Below are 18,705 nucleotides of genomic sequence, written 5' to 3'. Positions count from 1 at the left end.
TGGAGCTCTTGCGTTAACGATCTTGCCGCCGCGATAGGGGCGAGGCCTTGACCGCGAGTGACGAGTGATAAATATTGAATTTCGTCATCCATCATGACCGGGGCGAAAGGCGGCGGCGGTCCATGGCGCAGGGTTTTTCACTCGTCGTTCGCGCGGCCGCGGCGTTTTTCCTCGCTGGTCTCGCCGGTTGCGAGAAACAGCCCGATCAGCCGGAAGACGCGCAATACGACCGCCCGGTGCTCGTCGCCCGGCCGAAGGTGGCGTCTCAGTCGCAGGCGCGGGAATTCGTGGCGACGATCCGGCCCCGGGTCGAGTCCGATCTGGGCTTCCGCGTGGCGGGAAAGGTGGTTCAGCGTTTCGTCCAGACGGGCCAGACGGTCAAGGCCGGCGCGCCGCTCGCGGCGCTCGACGAAAACGACCTGAAGCTCCAGAAGGAGCAGGCGGAAGCCGAGTTCTCGGCGGCCAAGATGGCGCTTGCGCAGGCGCAGGGCGACGAAAGGCGGGCGCTCGCGCTGCGCAAGAACGGCTGGACGACGGACGCGACGCTCGACCGCATTCGCGCCGCCGCGCAGGAGGCGCGCGGGCGCCAGCAGCGGGCCGAACGCGCGCTCGAGATGGCGCGCAACTCTCTCGATTACGCGACGCTGCGGGCCGACGGCGACGGCGTCGTGACGCAGACGCTGGTCGAGCCCGGGCAGGTCGTGGCGGCGGGCCAGACGGCGATCCGTCTGGCGCACTCCGGCGAGGTCGAGGCGGCGGTGGCGCTGCCTGAGGATTTCGCGCCGCAGGCCGGCAAAGGCAAGGCGACGCTCACGCTCTGGTCGAACAAGGCCAAAACCTATCAGGCGAAATTGCGGGAATTGAGCCCCTCCGCCGACCCGGCGACGCGCACTTTCGCCGCCCGCTATTCGATCCTCGATCCCGACGCGGCCGTCGCGCTCGGCATGAGCGCGACGCTCGCCATCGCGGCGGCCGACGCCCGGCAGCTCATGAGCGTTCCTCTCTCCGCCGTCTTCAACGAGGGCAAGGGGCCGTCGGTTTGGAAGGTCGGCGCGGACGGAAAGCTCCAGCTGACGCCCGTCAAGCTCCTGCGCTTCGATTCGGACTCGGCGCTGGTGTCGGGCGGCGTTTCGGCGAACGACCAGATCGTCATTCTCGGCGTCCACCAGCTGGAGGCCGGCCGCAAGGTGCGCGTGATGACGCGCGAGTCGCTGTAGGAGCTGGCGGCTGATGCGGTTCAATCTCTCCAGATGGGCGGTGACGCGGCCGGCGCTGATGTTGTTTCTCATGTTCGCGATCGGCGTCGCCGGCGCCTATTCCTTTTTGCGGCTGGGGCGCGCCGAAGATCCGTCCTTCACGATCAAGGTGGCGAACATCACGGCCGCCTGGCCCGGCGCGACGGCGAGCGAAATGCGCGACCAGGTCGCAGATTTCCTAGAGAAAAAGCTCCAGACGCTCGCCTATCTCGACAAAATCGAGACCTACACCAAGCCGGGCTTCCTGGCGATGCAGGTCACCTTCAAGGACAATACGCCGCCCCGCGAGATTCCGCCGCTCTTTTATCAGCTGCGCAAAAAGCTCAACGACATCAGGGGCGATCTGCCGGCGGGCGTGAGGGGGCCGCAGATCAATGACGAATATGGCGACGTCGATTCGGTGATGTATGCGGTCACCGGCGACGGGGCCGACTACAGGATGCTCGACAAGGTCGTCGAAGCGCTGCGCCAGCGGCTCGTCGAGTCGCCCGAGGTCATGAAGGTCGACGTCTATGGCGAGCAGGGGCGGCGCATCTACGTCGAATTCAGCGAGGCGAAGCTCGCCAATCTCGGGATCGAGCCGCAGGCGATTTTCGACTCGCTCGCCAAGCAGAACGCCGTCGACGACGCGGGGGTTTTCGAGACGTCCTCGCATCGCATTCGCATCCAGGTCACGGAGGAGCTCAAGGGCCCCGCCGCCATCGCCGCCATTCCGGTGCCGGCGAACGGCAAGGTCATCCGGCTCGGCGACATCGCGAACGTTTATGAAGGCTTCGAGGATCCGCCCACTTTCCTCGCGCGTTACAAGGGCAGGCCCGCGATCGTCGTCGGCGCCGTGATGGTGAAGGGCGGAAACGTTTTTAGTTTCGGCGAGTCGGTCGGCGCGGCCGTCGACGAGATCCGCGCCAAAACCCCCATAGGGATCGAGATCGACCAGATCGCAGACCAGCCCAAGGTCGTCGAGGCGGCGGTTGGCGAATTCACGCGCTCTTTCATCGAGGCGCTTGTCATCGTGCTCGGCGTCAGCTTTCTGTCGCTCGGATTCCGCACCGGCGTCGTCGTTGCGCTCTCCGTGCCGATGGTGCTCGCCTTCGTGTTCATCTTCATGCGGCTGATGGGCATCGACCTCCAGCGCATCTCGCTCGGCGCCCTCATCATCGCGCTGGGCCTGTTGGTCGACGACGCCATCATCGCGGTGGAGATGATGATGGTGAAGATGGAGCAGGGCTACGATCGCATCAAGGCGGCGACTTACGCCTGGGAGTCGACGGCCTTCCCCATGCTCACCGGCACGCTGATCACCGCGGCTGGCTTCCTGCCGGTGGGTTTCGCCAATTCGGCGGTGGGAGAATATACGGGCTCGATGTTCTGGGTGCTGCTCGTCGCCCTTCTCGCCTCGTGGTTCGTGGCGGTGATTTTCACGCCTTTTCTGGGCGTGAAGCTCCTGCCCGATTTCGGCAAATTGCATCCGCATCGCGATCCGGACGACATTTATCGCACGCCTTTCTACGAAAAGCTGCGCGCCGTCATCACATGGGCGGTCGACAACCGGCTGCGGGTGATCGCCTCGACGGCCGGCGTCTTCGTCCTCGCCGTGCTCGGCATGGCGGTGGTGCAGAAGCAGTTCTTTCCATATGCGGAGCGACTGGAGCTTTTCTTCCAGTTGAAGCTGCCCGAGGGCTCGTCGATCACTGCGTCGCTCAACGCCGCGAAAAAGGCCGAAGCGCTCCTCAAGAACGATCCGGACGCCGCTTTTTATACGACCTATGTCGGTCAGGGGCCGCCGCGCTTCTGGCTGGGCCTCAATCCGCAACTGCCCAACGAGTCCTATTCCGAGATTGTCATCGTGGCGAAGGACATTGCCGCGCGCGAGCGGCTGAAGAAGAAACTCGAGGACGCGATCGCCAAGGGCGCCATCCCGCAGGCGCGGGCGCGCGTCGACCGTTTCACCTACGGTCCGCCGGTCGGCTACGCCGTGCAGTTCCGGGTCGTCGGACAAGATCCGCAAAAAGTCCGCGCGATCGCCTATCAGGTGCGCGACGTCATGGCCGCCGACGAGGGCGTCGACGATCCGCATCTGTCCTGGAACGAGGAAACGCCGAGCGTCCGTCTCGTCATCGACCAGGATCGCGCGCGGCTTCTCGGCGTGACGCCGCAGGACGTGTCGAACCGTCTGCGCATGGTCGTCTCGGGCGTCACTGTCACGACGTTGCGCGACGGCATCGACCAGATCGACGTGGTGGCGCGCGCCGTTCCCGGCGAGCGCGGCGATCTTGGCCGTCTCGGCGACATCGTCGTCTATTCGCGCGACGGCAAGCCCGTCACCGTCTCGCAGGTCGCCAAGATCGTCTATGATTACGAAGAGCCGATCTTCTGGCGGCGCAACCGCAACATGACCATCACGGTGCGCTCCGGCGTGAAGGACGGCGTGCAGGCGCCGGACGTCTCGACGCGGCTGTGGCCGAAACTCGCCGAGATCCGCGAACGCTTGCCGCAGGGCTACCGCATCGAGATGGGCGGCGCGATCGAGGAGTCGGCCAAGGGCAACAATTCGATTTTCGCCGTCTTCCCGATCGTCGCGCTCGCGATGCTGACGATCGTCATGTTCCAGCTTCAGGACTTCGCCCGAGTCGCGCTGGTCATGATGAGCGCGCCTTTGGGCCTCATCGGCGCCTCTCTTGCACTCAATGTCGCGCATGCGCCCTTCGGCTTCGTCGCGCTTCTGGGCCTCATCGCGCTTTCGGGGATGGACATGCGCAACTCCATCATTCTCGTGGATCAGGTGCGGCAGGATCTCGAAAGCGGCGCGAGCTATCGGGAGGCCATCATCGGCGCGACCGTGCGGCGCGTGCGGCCGGTCGCGCTCACCGCGCTCGCCGCGATTCTTGCGATGATCCCGCTCTCGAGATCCACTTTTTGGGGGCCGATGGCGCTCACCATCATGGGCGGCCTCTTCGTCGCGACCTTTCTGACGGTCCTCTTCCTTCCCGCGCTCTATGCGGCCTGGTTCCGCCGTCATCTCAACGAAAGCCTGCCGGCGCCCGCCGCTCCGGCGCTCGCGCTCGACGACGGCCTCGCCGGCGAGGCGGCTGAATGACCGCCGTCGCCGATGTCCCCAACGCTCGCGACGGCGAGCGGCGCGCCATGATCGTGGCGACGGCCGAACGCCTTTTCCGTGAGATCGGCTTCCAGAAAACGACGGTCGCGGACATCGCGCGCGCGCTGGGCATGTCGCCCGCCAACGTCTACCGGTTTTTTGGATCGAAAGCCGAGATCCATGTGGCGGTCGCCCGGCAGCTGATGGGCGAAGTGGAGGCGGCGGCCGAGAAGATTGCGCGCGGGCCGGGCTCCGCCGCCGAGCGGCTGCGCAGGCTCATTCTCGGCCTCGAGGCGATGAACGCGGAACGTTATGTGGCCGATCGCAAGCTGCACGATATGGTCGAGGCTGCGCTTGTCGAGCATTGGCCCGTGATCGACGACCATATCGACCGGCTCGACGCGATCTATGAAAGCATCATCGGGTCGGGGATGGAGAGCGGCGAATTCGCCCGGGGCGACGCGCGCCGCGCCGCGAAACTCGTTCACGTGGCCTGCATCCGCTTCTGCCATCCGCGTCTCATGGTGGAATGCGCCGACCGGCCCGAGCCGACAGGCGAGCAGATGGTCGACTTCTGCCTCGCGGCGCTCCGCGCGGGCGCGCGGGGCTGACGGTTTTGCCGCGACGTTTGGGCTATACGCCGCCCGCCGCGCCTGTGTAGAATGTGGACTAGAGAAGTCCGGCGCCGGCGCGCGCCTCAGGGAAACAGCAGAGCGGTTATGAAGGTCACACTGGTTCAGATGAATTCGATTGGCGACAAGGCCGTCAATCTCGCGAACGCCCGGGCCCTCATCGAACGGGCCGTCTCCCAGGAGAAGCCCGACTGGATTTGCTTGCCCGAGGTCTTCGATTTCATTGGCGGCTCGCGCGCCGAAAAAATGGCGGCGGCCGAAGAGTTGCCCGGCGGGCCCGCCTACGAGATGTGCAGCGCCCTCGCGCGCGAGCACAAGGTTTTCATCCACGCGGGGTCGATTCTCGAGAAGGTCCCCGGCGAAGAGCGCCTTCACAATACGAGCGTCGCCTTCAACCGCGACGGCAAGGAAGTGGCGCGCTACCGCAAGATCCACATGTTCGACATCACGGCGCCCGACGGCGCGAAATATCACGAGAGCGCGGCCTTCAAACCCGGCGAGGATGTCGTGACCTACGACTGCGAGGGCGTCACAGTCGGCTGCGCGATCTGCTACGACCTGCGTTTCTCGTATCTCTTTCAGGCGCTCGCCGACAAAGGGGCGGACATTGTCGCGCTCCCCGCGGCCTTCACGCTTGTCACCGGCAAGGACCATTGGGAAGTGCTGTGCCGCGCCCGTGCGATCGAGATGCAGGCCTATCTCTGCGCGCCGGCGCAGACCGGCGCGCACAAGGCGGGACACGAGACGCGCTTCACCTACGGCAATTCCCTGATCGCCGACCCGTGGGGACATGTCGTCGCCAAGGCGTCCGAAGGCCCGGGACTCGTGTCGTCCTATGTGGATATCGAGCGCATTCGCAAGGTGCGGGCGATGATCCCGGTCGCGCAACACAAAGTCAGGCTCGCGATTTAGGCCTTGTTTTTGCGGCGCCGCGGCCACGCGCGCGTAAAGCGGCGTCGTCATGGCCTTGCATCTCTATGATTTATGGATACTATGTGGCTGTAAGCCTGTCTGCTTGCAACTTTTCATCCGTTTTGTCGCGTTCGCTCGAGAGTTTGGGGGGAATGCGTGCCCACGCCGATCGTCCGCAACGCGACATCCCTGTCAGTCTGTGTCCATCCCGCATGGTAAGAAGAAACGCGCCCGGAAATACGTTGACGCGCGCCGCGTTGCGGGAAGCGGTTTACGGCTGCTGCCCGACATTGTCCCGCGCCGAGGCGCGCAAGATTCTCGACGCGACCTTCGAGGAAATCACCGAGGCGCTGCTGCGCGGCGAGTCGGTCAAGCTGCGGTCCTTCGGCACTTTCAACGTGAGGTCGAAACGCGAACGCATCGGTCGGAACCCCAAGACCGGGGTCGAGGCGACGATCACGCCGCGCCGGGTTCTCACCTTCAAGGCGTCTCCCGTTCTGGTTGCGCATGTCAACGGCGACGCCGTCATCCCCGCCGAAGACGATTGAGAAATAGCTGCGAAGGGCGCAAAGCTTGGCGGCGAGATTTCGCGCCGCGGCCAGAAGGTCGTCGCCGCCTGTTCTCAAAGGATCAAAGATGCGAAAATTGAGCGTGGCCGTCGCCGCCTTCGCCGTTCTTGCGGCGCTGGTCGGCGCGCATACGGCCGACACCGACCTCTTCGTGCTCGCGGTCGCCGCCGCGCTTTGCGCTATCGCAACCTGGCGCGGCGCGGAGATGTCGCGCTTCATGAAAATCTTCGCGGCGATCTTCTCGACCGAGACGATCGTCTTCGGACTCGCGCGGGTCATGCAAGCGGAGGTGTTGTGGCCCGCGGCGCTCCAGGGCTTCGCCCCGCCGGAGAGCATGTCGGTCACGGTGGCCGTCTTCTCCATCGTCGTCTACGCGGTGTCGCGCATTCCGGTCATTCGGGAGATGACCCGCATCGCCGATCTTTATTTCGACTCAACCGACCGCGGCGAGGGACGCGTCTGGCCCTTTCCGCGCTTCTCCGCGCGCGAGAGCGCCATCGCGATCGCCATGATCGTCGTGCTCGTGCTCATCAATCAGGGGCAGGTTGGCATCTCCGTGCGCCTCTCCTTCTTCAACCGCGACTGGTTCAACGCGATTCAGGAAAAGAACGCCGCGGAGTTCTGGCGCCAGCTGCTCTATGTCTTCACGCCCTGGGCGTTCCTGTATGTCGCGAGCGCGGTGATCGAATATGTGCTCAAGTCCATGCTCACCATTCGCTGGCGCCGCTGGCTCACCGAGCATTACGTTCAACGCTGGCTCGGCGCGCACACGCATTACGGCATGACGCTCGCCGGCGGCGACGCCGACAACCCGGATCAGCGCATCGCGGAGGACGTCAACCGTTTCATCGACGGCGGCGAGGAAGGCTATGGGATCTATTCCTATTCGATCCTGCTGATCTCGACGGTGAGTTCGCTCGTATCTTTCTCTTTCGTGCTGTGGGAGCTTTCCGGCAATTATCCGCTGCCCGGAACGGACATCCACGTTCCCGGTTTCCTCTTCTGGGTCGCGCTGATCTACGCCTCGCTCGGCACAATCGTGACGCATCTCATCGGCCGGTCGCTGACGCGCCTGTTCTTCGAGCAGCAGCGCCGGGAGGCCGATTTCCGATTTTCGCTAGCGCGCCTGCGCGAATATAGCGAGCAGATCGCACTTCTCTCCGGCGAGGGCGTCGAGCAGGGGTCGCTGCTGCGTCGTTTCGCGCGGGTCTTCGCCAACTATCTCGCGATCGTCCGAAAGCGCAAGGAACTGATGGCCTTCACCGCGGCCTATGGGCAGCTTTCGCCGATCATTCCCTATTTGATCACGGCGCCGTTCTATTTCGCCGGCAGGATCCAGCTCGGCGTCATGACGCAGACGGCGAGCGCGTTTGGCCGCGTCGAGGGCGCGCTGACCTTTTTCATCAATTATTACACGTTCCTCGCGAGCTTCAAAGCCGTGCTCGACCGCCTCAGCTCTTTCGATCGCGCCATCGACGCGGCGCAGGCGCAGGCGGCGCGCACGCGGATCGTGTCGCGCGCCCCCGCCGAGGCGCTCGCGCTGCGCGACCTCACCTTGTCGCTGCCTGACGGACGCCGCATCGTCCATGTCGAGGCGCTCGCCCTCGCGCCGCGCCAGGCCACGCTGCTGACGGGCCCCTCTGGCTCCGGCAAGTCCACGTTGTTCCGCGCGATTTCCGGCATCTGGCCCCACGCGGCGGGCGAGATCGTTCTGCCGCAGGGCGCGCGCGTCATGCTTGCGCCGCAGCGTCCCTATATTCCCATGGGTTCGCTCGCCGAGGCGATCGTCTATCCCGGCAATGTCGATGACTATTCCCGCGCCGACATCGAGGAGGCGTTGCGCGCCGCTCGCCTCGCGCCGTTCCTGGAGCGGCTCGACGAAGACAACAACTGGGGCCAGCGGCTCTCCGGCGGCGAGCAGCAACGCGTCGCCATCGCCCGCGCGCTTCTCGCCAGGCCCGATTGGCTGTTCCTCGACGAGTCGACCTCCGCGCTCGACGAGAAGCTCGAAGGAGAGATTTACGCCGTGCTGCGCGAGCGCCTGCCGGAGACGACGATCGTCTCCATCGGCCATCGCTCCACGCTCGCCGACTATCATGATCGCCATATCGAGATGGAAGCCGGCGGGGATGGGCTTTACGCGCCGCGAGACAAGGCGCGCGCATGAGCGAGGGCAAGGGATCGGGCCGCGAGGGCGGGCGGTCGCTGAAGACGCGGGTGAAGACCGCGCGCAAGCGCTCGCTCTCCTCGACCCTCTGGCTCGAGCGCCAGCTCAACGATCCCTATGTCGCGCGCGCGAAACGCGAGGGCTATCGCTCGCGCGCCGCCTATAAGCTCATCGAGATGGACGACCGTTTTCACCTCTTCAAACCGGGCGGGCGCATCGTCGATCTCGGCGCGGCGCCCGGCGGCTGGTCGCAGGTCGCCGCCGACCGCGTGAAGGCGAAGGACGGCAGGGGCAAGGTCGTCGGCGTCGATCTGCTCGACATGGAGCCGATCCCTGGCGTGAAATTCGCCGTGAAGGACTTCAACGACGCGGACGCGCCCGACGTCGTCAAGGACATGCTGGGCGGCGAGGCCGACGGCGTGATGTCCGACATGGCCGCGAACGCCACTGGCCACAAGCAGACCGATCACTTGCGCATCGTCGCGCTCGCCGAACTCGCCGCGGAATTTGCGATGGACGTTCTCGCGCCGGGCGGCTTCTTCGTCGCCAAGGTTCTGCAGGGCGGCACGGAGGGGCGGCTGCTCACGCGCCTCAAGCGCGATTTCGCGACGGTGCGACATGTGAAGCCCGCTGCGAGCCGCGCGGATTCAGCGGAGCTTTACGTGCTCGCGACGGGCTTTCGCGGAAAGCGCGAATAGGCCGCCGCCTTAAGCCGCAAGCGAATGCGCGGCGGCGCTGGCGTCGACTTCGGCGATACGCGCCTGTTTCTCGTCTTCCGGCAGGAAGGAGGCGGCGAAAGAGTTTTTCGCGAGCTGTTTCAGATCCTCTTTCGTGAGCGCGAACACTTCCTGCACCGCGCGGTAATTGGCGTTCACATAGCCGCCGAAATAGGCGGGATCGTCCGAATTGATCGTGACCATGACGCCCGCGTCCATCAGCCGGCGGACCGGATGTTTCCGAATGTCGTGGTAGACGTGCAGCCGGATGTTGGAAAGCGGGCAGACGGTCAGCGGAATCTTGTCGCGCGCGAGCCGCGCGACGAGCGCCGCATCGTCGATGGCGCGAACGCCATGGTCGATGCGCCGAACCTTCAATCTGTCGAGCGCCTCCGCGACATAGGCCGCCGGCCCTTCCTCGCCCGCGTGAGCGACGGCCTGGAGGCCGAGCAGGCGCGCGAGGCCGAAAACCTCCTCGAACTTGCCGGGCGGATTGCCGGCCTCCGCGGAGTCGAGCCCCACGGCCGCGATGCGGTCGAGGAAGGGACGGGCGGCGTTGAGCGTCGCCATCGCGTCGGCGGCGTCGAGATCGCGCAGGAAGCTCATGATGAGCCGCGCGGAGGGGCCGCCGCCGCGCGCCGCGTCGTCGATCGCGGCGCCGAGTCCGTCGATCACCGCGCCGAGGGGAACGCCGCGCCGCAAATGGGCTTGCGGATCGAAAAAGATTTCCGCGTGGCGGACATTTTCGCGCCGCGCCCGCGAGAGATAGGCGGCGGCGAGATCATAGAAGTCGCGCGCCGACCTGAGAACCTGCGTGGACTGGTAGTAGAGATCGAGAAAGTCCCGCAAATTTCCGAAGGCGTAGGCCCGCCGCAGCGCTTCCACGGATGCGAAGGTCAACCTGATCCGATTGCGGTCCGCGAGCAGGAAGACCATCTCGGGCTCCAGCGTTCCCTCGATGTGCAGGTGCAACTCCGCCTTGGGAAGGGCCGCGATGAAGTCCTGCATCTCGCGCGACATTTACGCCTCCGTGTCGGCTGAACGGACAGGAAGCATGGCCGAAAAGGCGTTTCCGCCGCGTCAATCCGCAAGGGAAAATTTAGGGCGCCGCGCGCCCGTGGTTAATGCCGCGTCCGGTCAATTCGTCCCCTGCATTCGGCGCAAGCCGCAGGAAGGTCAGGATCGACAGCGCGGAAATGACGGCGACGACATAGAAGGCAGGGCCGAAATCCTCGGCGTGGAGAGCGCCGCCGTGAAAAGCTCGCGCCGCCTCGATCGACGCCGCGCCGATGGCGACGCCTGTTGAGAGCGACAATTGCTGCGCCATGGCGGCGAAGCTCGTGGCGTTGCTCATCGATTCGTTCGCCACGTCCGCGTAGCAGATCGCGTTGAGCGCGGTGAATTGCAGCGAACGGTAGAAGCCGCCCACGAGCAGCGCCAGCATGATGAGCCAATGCGGGGTCGCGGCCGTGAAGAAGGCGTTGGCGACGAGAAAGGCGGAGGAGATCAGCGCATTGGCGATCAGTACGCGCTTGAAGCCGAACCGCTTCAGGATGGGTTGCGCCGTCGTCTTCATGACCATGGCGCCGGCCGCTGCGACGAAGGTGAGCGTCCCTGATTCATAGGCGCTGAGGTTGAATCCGACCTGCAGGAGCAGCGGCAGCAGGAAGGGCACGGCGCCGAGGCCGATCCGGAATAGGAACCCGCCATAGATCGCCGCGCTGAACGTCGGGATCCGCAGCAGCCGGAGGTCGATGATGGGATATTCCGCGCGTCGCGCATGGGCGAGATAGGCGAGGATCGCCGCCGCGCCGGCGGCGGTGACGAGCGCGACGACCGGCGCGGGCGCGAAGCCGCGGCCGGCGATGGTGAAGCCGAAGACGATGAGGGACAGACCAGCGCCGGAGAGCATCGCGCCTCTCACGTCGAGCGGCGGCGCGTTCTCTTCGTAGAGATCTGGAATGAATCGCGTCGTGAGCGCAATTCCGAGCAGGCCGATCGGCACATTGATCCAGAAGATGTAGCGCCAGTCGAAATAGGTGGCGAAAAAGCCTCCGAGCGGCGGGCCGATCAAGGGTCCGATGAGCGCGGGAATGGTGAGCCAGGCCATGGCGCGCACGAGTTCGTGGCGCGGCGCCGTGCGCAGCAGAACGAGGCGTCCCACCGGCGCCATCATCGCCCCGCCCAGTCCCTGAACCACGCGGGCGGCGACGATGGCGGCGAGCGAATGGGAGAAGCCGCAGAGGATGGAGCCGAAAGTGAAGACGCCGATCGCGCTCCGAAACACGCGCCGCGCGCCAAATCTGTCGGCCGCCCAGCCGGACAGCGGAATGAACACCGCGAGAGACAGCAGATAGGAGGTGAGCGCGAGTTTCAGCGCCACCGGATCTTCGTGAAGGTCGGCGGCCATTGCGGGCAGGGCGGTGGCGAGCGCCGCGCCGTCGAGGTTCTCCATGAAGAGAGCCGTCGCGACGATCAGCGGCGTGACGATGAAAGATGGCAAACAGGTCGTCTCGGAGTCCGGCCGGCGCCCGTCAGATCAGCTTCAATCCCCTGAAGCTCGTCTGTCCGTTGCGCCCGACGATGAGATGATCGTGCACCGCGATGCCGAAAGGCTGCGCACTGGCGACGATCTCCTTGGTCATTCTGATGTCGGCGGCCGATGGCGTCGGGTCGCCGGAGGGATGGTTATGCGCGAGGATGAGCGCGCTCGCGCCGAGTTCGAGCGCCCGCCGCACGACTTCACGCGGATAGACCGGCGTGTGATCGACCGTGCCGACGCCCTGCACCTCATCGGCGATGAGCGCGTTGCGTTTGTCGAGGAAGAGAATGCGAAATTCCTCGCGCTCGGCGTAGGCCATGACAGTGCGGCAATAATCTACCACGGCAGAGAAGGAGGACAGAACCGTACGCTTCTCCAGCGCGCCGCGCGCGAGACGCCTCGCCGCCGCCTCGGTGACCTTGAGCTCGACAATTGCGCCTTCGGCCAGTCCCTCGATCTCGCGCAGCCGTTCGGGGCGCGCGGCGAGCGCTTCCGCGAAAGAACCGAACCGTTCGATCAACGCCTTGGCGAGCGGCTTCACGTCGCGCCGGGGAATGGCGCGGAAGAGCAGCAGCTCCATCAGTTCGTAGTCGGCGAGGGCGGCGTCTCCCGCCTCCATAAAGCGATCGCGCAGCCGCTGGCGATGGCCATGATAGTGCGGCGCGGCGTCCTCGAGCCCGGGCGCCGCCGCCGCGCGAGTCAAAGGCTTCGCGTCGCGGCGCGGCGGCTTCATGACACGGCGCGGAGCGCGGCTGCCGGATTGTCGAGACCCATGGGAGAGAGCGTGAAAATCTCCGCTCCCGTTTCGGTGACGCCAATCGAATGCTCGAATTGGGCCGAGAGCGAGCGGTCGCGCGTCACCGCCGTCCAGCCGTCTGAAAGAATTTTCACCTGAGGCCGGCCGAGATTGATCATCGGCTCGATGGTGAAGAACATGCCGGGGCGCAGTTCCACCCCCTGACCCCTGACGCCATAGTGCAGAATGTTGGGTTCATCGTGGAAGACGCGCCCCAGCCCGTGGCCGCAGAAATCGCGCACCACGGAGCAGCGCTCGCTTTCGGCGTATTGCTGGATCGCGGCCCCGATGTCGCCGGTGGTCGCGCCGGGCTTCACCGCCGCGATGCCGCGCAGAAGGGATTCGTAGGTAACGTCGATGAGCCGTTGCGCCTTGCGCGGGATTTCGCCCACGGCGAACATACGGCTCGCGTCCCCATGCCAGCCGTCGACGATGAAGGTCACGTCGATGTTGACGATGTCGCCTTCTCGAAGCGCCTTGCCATCGGGAACGCCATGGCAGACGACGTGGTTGATCGAGGTGCAGATCGATTTGCGGTAGCCCCGGTAATCCAGCGGCGCGGGATACGCTCCATGGGCCAAAGCGAAATCGAAGACGAGATCGTCGAGCTGCTGGGTGGTGACGCCCGGCTTTACGTGTGGAACGAGCATGTCCAGCGCCTCGGCCGTCAGTCGTCCGGCCTTGCGCATCCCCTCAAAATCCTCCGGCCCATGCAGCTTGATTTGCCCGCTCTTCCGGCTGGCGGGGGCGAGATGGGACTCGATGAAGGTCATGCGGGCTCGTGCGTCTTATGTGGGCTTCGGGGAACTCCGTTAACGTAGTCATTTGGCGGCCCAAAGCAAGGACGCCTTGCGGGATCATCCGTCGCGTTACAGCCCGGCGCCGCTCTTGTATAATGATCTGCGCAGAACCTGCGGGCCTTGAGTCGAGCGCTCGTCGTAACGAAGAAAAACCCTCTTGCAACAGAAGCGCATCGAATCGATCGACTTTTGGCGCGGCTTCGCGCTGGTCGCCATCCTCATCAACCACATTCCGGGCAACGTGCTGGGGGCGCTGACGCCCCGGAATTTCGGCTTTTCGGATTCGGCGGAGGTGTTCGTCTTTCTCTCCGGCGTTTCGGTCTATCTCGCCTATGGCGAAAAATTCAGTCGGAATTCGGCTGTTCTCGTCTCGTTCGCCCGGCGCACGGCGAAGCTTTACGGCGCTCATCTGGCTCTGACGGCGGCGGCGCTCGCGCTCTTCTGGACCGCCAATGATTTCACGGCCGACGATCTGCTGTCGCGCGAATATGGCCGCGCGACGCCTTTTCTCGATCCCCTGCGCGGCGTCCTGGGCATTCTCGCGCTCAGTCATCAGATCGCCTATTTCAACATTCTTCCGCTCTACATCGTGCTTATGGCGGCGGCGCCGCTGTTTCTCGCTCTCGCCCTGCGCGGGCGTTTCGCCATGCTGGCGGCTTCGGCCGCCGTTTACGCCGGCGCGCGGGTCACCGGGCTCAATCTGCCGTCCTGGCCGGAGCCCGGCGGCTGGTATTTCAACCCCTTCGCCTGGCAGTTCATGTTCGCGCTCGGGGTCTTCTGCGGGAGCGCCTCGCGGACGGAAGACGTTCCCTATCACCCTGTCGCGCTACGCTTTTCGCAGGCCTTTACGATCGGTTCGGCGATCGTGGTCTCCAACGCCTTCGGTCTCGCGCCCGGCCTCGTCGACGCGGCGGGACTCTATCTCGATTGGGACAAAAGCGCCCTCGGCGTGGCGCGGATCGTCGATTTCGTCACACTCGCTTATGTCATCCATTATTCCCGGGTGACCGCCCGGCTTCGAGAGACCCCGGCTTTCGATTTCTTTGCCCTGCTGGGCCGGAACGCGTTGCCCATTTTTTGTGCAGGCAGTCTGATGAGCGCGATCGGCCAGATCCTCGTCGGCTCGGCCTTGGCCTCTCCGCTCCTCGACTTGCTCTATGTCGGCCTGTCGCTTCTGCTGTTGCGCCGTCTCGCGAGCCTCGTCGACCGATCCGAACCGGCCTTTGTCAGGAGCCGGGCCGCCGCCCGCATCGCGGCGCGCGTGGACGCTTGATCGGGACGCTTGATCCGGTTCGCGGCGCGCGAGCAGGCTTGGCGACTCCGCCCGCGATCGCCATAATCAAGGTCTTCAGGGAGGCGGGCACGATGAAAGAACCCGAAAAGGGCGACGCGCCGGCGACAGCGGCGATTCTCGTCATTGGCGACGAGATTCTGTCGGGACGCACGCAGGACTCGAACACGCATTACATCGCCAACTACCTCGCGCAGATCGGCGTCGATTTGCGTGAGGCGCGGGTCGTGCCGGACAAGGAAGAGGAGATCGTCGCGGCGCTCAACGCCCTGCGCGCGCGATACACTTACGTCTTCACCACGGGCGGCATCGGCCCGACCCATGACGACATCACCGCCGACGCGGTGGCGAGGGCCTTCGGCGTCGAGATCGACGAAGATCCGCGCGCGATCGCCATGCTGCGCGAACGTTTCACGGAAGAGGAGCTCAACCCCGCGCGCCGCCGCATGGCGCGAATCCCGAAAGGGGCGGAACTGGTGCGCAACGGCGCCTCCAAGGCGCCGGGATTCTGGATCGGCAACGTCATCGTCATGGCGGGCGTGCCCGTCATCATGCAGTCCATGATGGATACGGTCGGGCCGCGGCTGCGATCCGGCGCGCGCATCCTGGTCGAGTCCATCGAGGCGGGCGCGATCCCGGAGGGAAGCTACGCACTCGGGCTCGAGGAGATCGCCCGCGCGCACGGGAGCGTCAGCATCGGCTCCTATCCCCATTTTTCAGGGGCGGGCGTGCGCAACCAGATCGTGCTGCGCAGCCGGGACGCCGAGGGGCTCGCGGCGGCGGCGCAGAAGGTGCGCGCGCTGCTCGCCGGGCTGGCGTCGAATCCATGAACCACCGATCGGGCAGGGAGGCGCAGATGCACGTCGGCCCCGACAAGACTTTTCCCGTGTCCTGGGACATGTTCCATCGCGACGCCCGCGCGCTCGCCTGGCGGCTCGCCTCCATCGGCGGTTTCTCCGCGATCGTCGCCGTCACCCGCGGCGGGCTGGTGCCGGCCGGGATCGTCGCGCGGGAGCTCGGCATTCGCGTCATCGAGACGGTCTGCGTCGCGAGCTATCACGAGGAGACCGAGCGCGATGCGATCGAGGTGCTGAAGCCGCTCACCGACACGATCCTCGCAAGGCCGAGCGCCGAGGTGCTGATCATCGACGATCTCGTCGACACTGGCGCGACGGCCAAGGCCGTGCGCGACATGTTGCCGAAAGCGCATTTTGCCACCGTCTACGCCAAGCCGCAGGGGCTTCCGATGGTCGATACTTTCGTCACCGAGGTCTCGCAGGACACCTGGATCTATTTCCCGTGGGACACGGGGCTGAGCTTCCAGGCGCCGATCCGCAAGGGGCAGGGCAAGCCGTCCCGGCGGGGATAAAATCCCGCTTGTCGGCCTCGCCGCGCGCGCCCTATAACGAAATCGTTCGCGGGCGTGGCGAAACTGGTAGACGCAACGGACTTGAAGCAATTTGAGTGCTCCGGGCGGGAAACCGCGGGAGTAGAACCGCTCAAAGTCGGGGAAACCTCGAAAGTGGCGATCCCGAGCCAAGCCTGCCTTTCCGGCGGGAAGGTGTAGAGACTAGACGGGCGGCGCCTAAGGCGCGCAAGCGCTAGGGCGAAGGGATAGTCCAGACCCCAAACCCGCCGCGCGCGGGGCGGCGAAAGCCGTAGCGGGTAAGAAAATCCGTAGGGCCGAAAGGCCTGTGCCGGTTCGATTCCGGCCGCCCGCACCAATTTTTGTTTCCAGTGTTTCCGTGGCGGGATTCCGGGCGGCCTTTGGCGCCGTTTCGCATTGCCCGGCTGCGGCGGCCCGTTAACTCTTTCTCATCCGCGCGTCGCTGCGCCTTTCGCGACCGGGATCGGGGAAGGTCCATGCTCATCGTCATCTACATCTGCGCAAACTCCATCGCACGAGACGCCTGCAACGAACAGTCAGCCCGCGCCGTGGTCAAACAGCATGTCGAGAGCGTCATGTGTGGCGTGCCGAGCCAGTATATGACCCTCCTCACCGGCGAGGCGGGCGTGAAAGAGGGGGAATATGCGCGCGTGCGCTGCGTCATGCGCTAAACCGTAACGGAGATCCCCCGGCTTAGCCGGGGTGGCAGTGGAAGTTTGACGTTTTCAGCAGTCCACCGTCGACATTTCCAGTCGTGAGCCGCCAAGCACACGATAGGGAAATCCGACGATGGACGATTATGAGAGCTTAAGTCACACGCGATGGGACTGCAAATACCACGTTGTGTTCATTCCCAAATGTCGCAGGAAAGCGCTGTATGGCGAACTTCGGCGTCACCTCGGGGAAGTGTTCAAGAAACTGGCCGCGCAGAAGGAGAGCCGGATCGAGGAGGGGCATTTGATGCCCGACCATGTTCACATGATGATCTCGATCCCTCCGAAATTCGCGGTGTCCCAGGTGGTGGGATACATCAAGGGCAAGAGCGCGATCCATATGGCGCGGGTTTATGCGGAACGTCGGCGCAATTTCGTGGGTCAGCATTTTTGGGCGCGGGGATATTTCGTCTCGACCGTGGGTCGGGACGAACAGGGGATCCGGGAATATATCCGCAACCAGGAACTCGAAGACGCCCGATTGGAGCGGTTGAACCTGTGGCGTTGACGTTAAGCAGCCGCCTGTAGGCGGCAAAAGAAATCGGGGCCGCGTCAGCGACCCCGCAGCCGCTATGAGCGGCTCACATCATAAAGCCCCCGGCTTTGCCGGGGGATACTTACTTGGAGTGGTGAGAGATGAATTTGTTTCGTTCAACTGTTCTGCTGGGTCTTCTTGCTGCGTCATCCGCGCCGGCGTTCGCTCAGGATGCGGTGGGCCGGACGAGCGTCCGCCAATTCGGCGCGCTCTGCAACGGCGTGCACGACGACACGGAGGCTTTCGTCCGCGCTGTCGCCGCCAATTCCGGCGGCTTGCTGACCGTTCCCGCGGGCCGCTGCGTCCTCAGCGACACGATCGTGATCTCTAAACCTATCAAGATCGAGGGCGCCGGTCTGGGAAGCCAGATTTACGGACACAACGACAAGACGCTCTTCCTGCTGAACGAGGTCAAGGGGGTCATTATTCGAGATCTTTATCTCGGGTCGGCGTCCTCTGCGCCAGGCGTCAGCCTCATTGAGCTGGACAGGAGCCATCACAACGAGATTTCCGGCGTCACAATGCTTGGCGGCTATTACGGCGTCCATCTCGCCGGAGCGCTGCTCAACACCTTCAACGGCTTGCGTAGCGGGGTGAACATCAGAGGCTTTTTCGCCCCCGTTTCGGAAGGAAATCATTATTGGGTCTTCGCGGAACGGCGCGATCCTTACGCCGCGAACGCCAATACATTCATCGCTCCTGCGCTCGAAGGCGGCATGAATGGCGTCTATGTGCGGGACCAGCCGCGCGCAGGCTGCACGGGATGTTTGCGCGGCGGCGAGGGCGGCGTCACCATTGTCGGGGGAACGATCGAGGGCGTGAGGGGCGGCGCTGCGCTCACGCTGGACCGCACCTTTCTTTCGTCAAATATCACGGGCGTTCATTTCGAGGCGAACACGCAGGATGTCGCCATCATTGACTCCGCCAATGTCCGCTTGACCTCCATCGTCTCGCTTGGCGGTCCCGGCGGCTCGGGCGATGGAGGGATCAGGGTCACGGGTCTGAATCGGGGACAGTTCGTGCGCAACATTCAGATCAGCGACAGCGTCGTTCAGCAATTCGTCGCGGAGCCGAATGTAAGGCGGCTGCAATTGCAGAATATCGTCACGGATCTGCAATGCGCTTCCTCGAATAATGACGCGCTGGCGCCCTTCATCACGCCTCCGGCGCCCTTCGATCCCAGCGTCATTTATGTAAATATCGGGCATAATTGCACCTGAGGCGCGGGGTCGCCGGCGCCGGGCTTCCAAACGCCGCGGGGAGGGCGGTTGACTCCCCCCGCCAGACCCCTA

Annotated in this window: 17 protein-coding genes; 13 read left to right on the top strand and 4 right to left on the bottom strand. The window is 64.7% G+C overall.

From position 1 onward, the window contains the following. Positions 1–122: 122 nt before the first annotated feature. The 7 genes from ACV959_RS14980 to ACV959_RS14950 all read left to right on the top strand — a co-directional run bounded on the left by ACV959_RS14980 (position 123) and on the right by ACV959_RS14950 (position 9,331). Positions 123–1,217: an efflux RND transporter periplasmic adaptor subunit gene (locus ACV959_RS14980; protein WP_475737364.1), complete on the top strand. Its 1,095-nt coding sequence runs from the start codon at positions 123–125 to the stop codon at positions 1,215–1,217. A gap of 10 nt (positions 1,218–1,227) precedes the next feature. Beyond that, positions 1,228–4,353, top strand: coding sequence for an efflux RND transporter permease subunit (locus tag ACV959_RS14975; RefSeq protein ID WP_475739681.1), 3,126 nt, complete (start codon positions 1,228–1,230; stop codon positions 4,351–4,353). Beyond that, a complete protein-coding gene (locus tag ACV959_RS14970; RefSeq protein WP_475737362.1) occupies positions 4,350–4,964 on the top strand; it encodes a TetR/AcrR family transcriptional regulator in 615 nt (204 codons plus the stop codon). The genes ACV959_RS14975 and ACV959_RS14970 overlap by 4 nt, the downstream gene beginning before the upstream one ends. Positions 4,965–5,072: 108 nt before the next feature. Then, on the top strand, positions 5,073–5,897 hold the full coding sequence (locus ACV959_RS14965) for a carbon-nitrogen hydrolase family protein (protein ID WP_475737361.1): 825 nt from the start codon (positions 5,073–5,075) through the stop codon (positions 5,895–5,897). A gap of 212 nt (positions 5,898–6,109) precedes the next feature. Next, positions 6,110–6,445, top strand: a complete 336-nt coding sequence (locus ACV959_RS14960; protein WP_475739680.1) for an integration host factor subunit alpha — start codon at positions 6,110–6,112, stop codon at positions 6,443–6,445. Positions 6,446–6,533: 88 nt separating this feature from the next. Then, the gene (locus ACV959_RS14955; protein WP_475737360.1) at positions 6,534–8,633 is read left to right on the top strand and encodes an ABC transporter ATP-binding protein/permease; all 2,100 of its coding nucleotides are present in this window, start codon (positions 6,534–6,536) and stop codon (positions 8,631–8,633) included. Further along, entirely contained in the window at positions 8,630–9,331 is a 702-nt protein-coding gene (locus ACV959_RS14950; RefSeq protein WP_475737359.1) for an RlmE family RNA methyltransferase, read from the top strand. Before ACV959_RS14955 ends, ACV959_RS14950 begins: the two co-directional genes overlap by 4 nt. A gap of 9 nt (positions 9,332–9,340) precedes the next feature. Here the strand turns inward: ACV959_RS14950 and ACV959_RS14945 are convergent, their stop codons facing one another. From ACV959_RS14945 to map, 4 genes are all read right to left on the bottom strand, one after another. After that, positions 9,341–10,369 (bottom strand): adenosine deaminase, encoded by a 1,029-nt coding sequence (locus ACV959_RS14945; RefSeq protein ID WP_475737358.1) that lies wholly within the window; start codon positions 10,367–10,369, stop codon positions 9,341–9,343. A 79-nt stretch (positions 10,370–10,448) separates the two neighbouring features. Beyond that, positions 10,449–11,852 carry an MDR family MFS transporter gene (locus tag ACV959_RS14940; RefSeq protein WP_475737357.1) on the bottom strand — a complete coding sequence of 468 codons (1,404 nt, stop codon included), beginning with the start codon at positions 11,850–11,852 and terminating at the stop codon, positions 10,449–10,451. A gap of 31 nt (positions 11,853–11,883) precedes the next feature. After that, positions 11,884–12,624 carry a RadC family protein gene (gene radC, locus ACV959_RS14935; protein ID WP_475737356.1) on the bottom strand — a complete coding sequence of 247 codons (741 nt, stop codon included), beginning with the start codon at positions 12,622–12,624 and terminating at the stop codon, positions 11,884–11,886. After that, a complete protein-coding gene (gene map / locus ACV959_RS14930; RefSeq protein ID WP_475737355.1) occupies positions 12,621–13,460 on the bottom strand; it encodes a type I methionyl aminopeptidase in 840 nt (279 codons plus the stop codon). The genes radC and map overlap by 4 nt, the downstream gene beginning before the upstream one ends. Positions 13,461–13,644: 184 nt before the next feature. Here map and ACV959_RS14925 point away from each other — a divergent pair, with 184 nt between their 5' ends. From ACV959_RS14925 to ACV959_RS14900, 6 genes are all read left to right on the top strand, one after another. Further along, positions 13,645–14,760, top strand: coding sequence for an OpgC family protein (locus ACV959_RS14925; RefSeq protein WP_475737354.1), 1,116 nt, complete (start codon positions 13,645–13,647; stop codon positions 14,758–14,760). A 92-nt stretch (positions 14,761–14,852) separates the two neighbouring features. Next, complete coding sequence (locus ACV959_RS14920) at positions 14,853–15,608, top strand: competence/damage-inducible protein A (protein ID WP_475737353.1); 756 nt, start codon at positions 14,853–14,855, stop codon at positions 15,606–15,608. Next, positions 15,605–16,147, top strand: coding sequence for a xanthine phosphoribosyltransferase (gene gpt / locus ACV959_RS14915; protein ID WP_475737351.1), 543 nt, complete (start codon positions 15,605–15,607; stop codon positions 16,145–16,147). Before ACV959_RS14920 ends, gpt begins: the two co-directional genes overlap by 4 nt. Positions 16,148–16,641: 494 nt before the next feature. Then, positions 16,642–16,836, top strand: a complete 195-nt coding sequence (locus ACV959_RS14910) for a hypothetical protein (RefSeq protein ID WP_475737350.1) — start codon at positions 16,642–16,644, stop codon at positions 16,834–16,836. Positions 16,837–16,954: 118 nt separating this feature from the next. Further along, positions 16,955–17,386 (top strand): IS200/IS605 family transposase, encoded by a 432-nt coding sequence (tnpA, locus tag ACV959_RS14905; RefSeq protein WP_475737349.1) that lies wholly within the window; start codon positions 16,955–16,957, stop codon positions 17,384–17,386. A gap of 128 nt (positions 17,387–17,514) precedes the next feature. Next, positions 17,515–18,633, top strand: coding sequence for a right-handed parallel beta-helix repeat-containing protein (locus ACV959_RS14900; protein ID WP_475737348.1), 1,119 nt, complete (start codon positions 17,515–17,517; stop codon positions 18,631–18,633). Positions 18,634–18,705 lie beyond the last annotated feature (72 nt).

It is taken from the genome of Methylocystis sp. Se48, from assembly GCF_056269425.1.
The sequence above is the reverse complement of the archived record's forward strand: the minus strand, read 5'-3'. Positions and strand labels throughout refer to the sequence as shown.

What these genes read in the sequence shown, in the direction of transcription:
- ACV959_RS14945 (WP_475737358.1), bottom strand. Translation starts at nt 10,369, where the DNA reads ATGTCGCGCGAGATGCAGGACTTCATCGCGGCCCTTCCCAAGGCGGAG.
- ACV959_RS14965 (WP_475737361.1), top strand. Translation starts at nt 5,073, where the DNA reads ATGAAGGTCACACTGGTTCAGATGAATTCGATTGGCGACAAGGCCGTC.
- ACV959_RS14910 (WP_475737350.1), top strand. Translation starts at nt 16,642, where the DNA reads ATGCTCATCGTCATCTACATCTGCGCAAACTCCATCGCACGAGACGCC.
- radC (WP_475737356.1), bottom strand. Translation starts at nt 12,624, where the DNA reads ATGAAGCCGCCGCGCCGCGACGCGAAGCCTTTGACTCGCGCGGCGGCG.
- ACV959_RS14920 (WP_475737353.1), top strand. Translation starts at nt 14,853, where the DNA reads ATGAAAGAACCCGAAAAGGGCGACGCGCCGGCGACAGCGGCGATTCTC.
- ACV959_RS14970 (WP_475737362.1), top strand. Translation starts at nt 4,350, where the DNA reads ATGACCGCCGTCGCCGATGTCCCCAACGCTCGCGACGGCGAGCGGCGC.
- gpt (WP_475737351.1), top strand. Translation starts at nt 15,605, where the DNA reads ATGAACCACCGATCGGGCAGGGAGGCGCAGATGCACGTCGGCCCCGAC.
- tnpA (WP_475737349.1), top strand. Translation starts at nt 16,955, where the DNA reads ATGGACGATTATGAGAGCTTAAGTCACACGCGATGGGACTGCAAATAC.
- ACV959_RS14950 (WP_475737359.1), top strand. Translation starts at nt 8,630, where the DNA reads ATGAGCGAGGGCAAGGGATCGGGCCGCGAGGGCGGGCGGTCGCTGAAG.
- ACV959_RS14900 (WP_475737348.1), top strand. Translation starts at nt 17,515, where the DNA reads ATGAATTTGTTTCGTTCAACTGTTCTGCTGGGTCTTCTTGCTGCGTCA.
- map (WP_475737355.1), bottom strand. Translation starts at nt 13,460, where the DNA reads ATGACCTTCATCGAGTCCCATCTCGCCCCCGCCAGCCGGAAGAGCGGG.
- ACV959_RS14955 (WP_475737360.1), top strand. Translation starts at nt 6,534, where the DNA reads ATGCGAAAATTGAGCGTGGCCGTCGCCGCCTTCGCCGTTCTTGCGGCG.
- ACV959_RS14960 (WP_475739680.1), top strand. Translation starts at nt 6,110, where the DNA reads ATGGTAAGAAGAAACGCGCCCGGAAATACGTTGACGCGCGCCGCGTTG.
- ACV959_RS14980 (WP_475737364.1), top strand. Translation starts at nt 123, where the DNA reads ATGGCGCAGGGTTTTTCACTCGTCGTTCGCGCGGCCGCGGCGTTTTTC.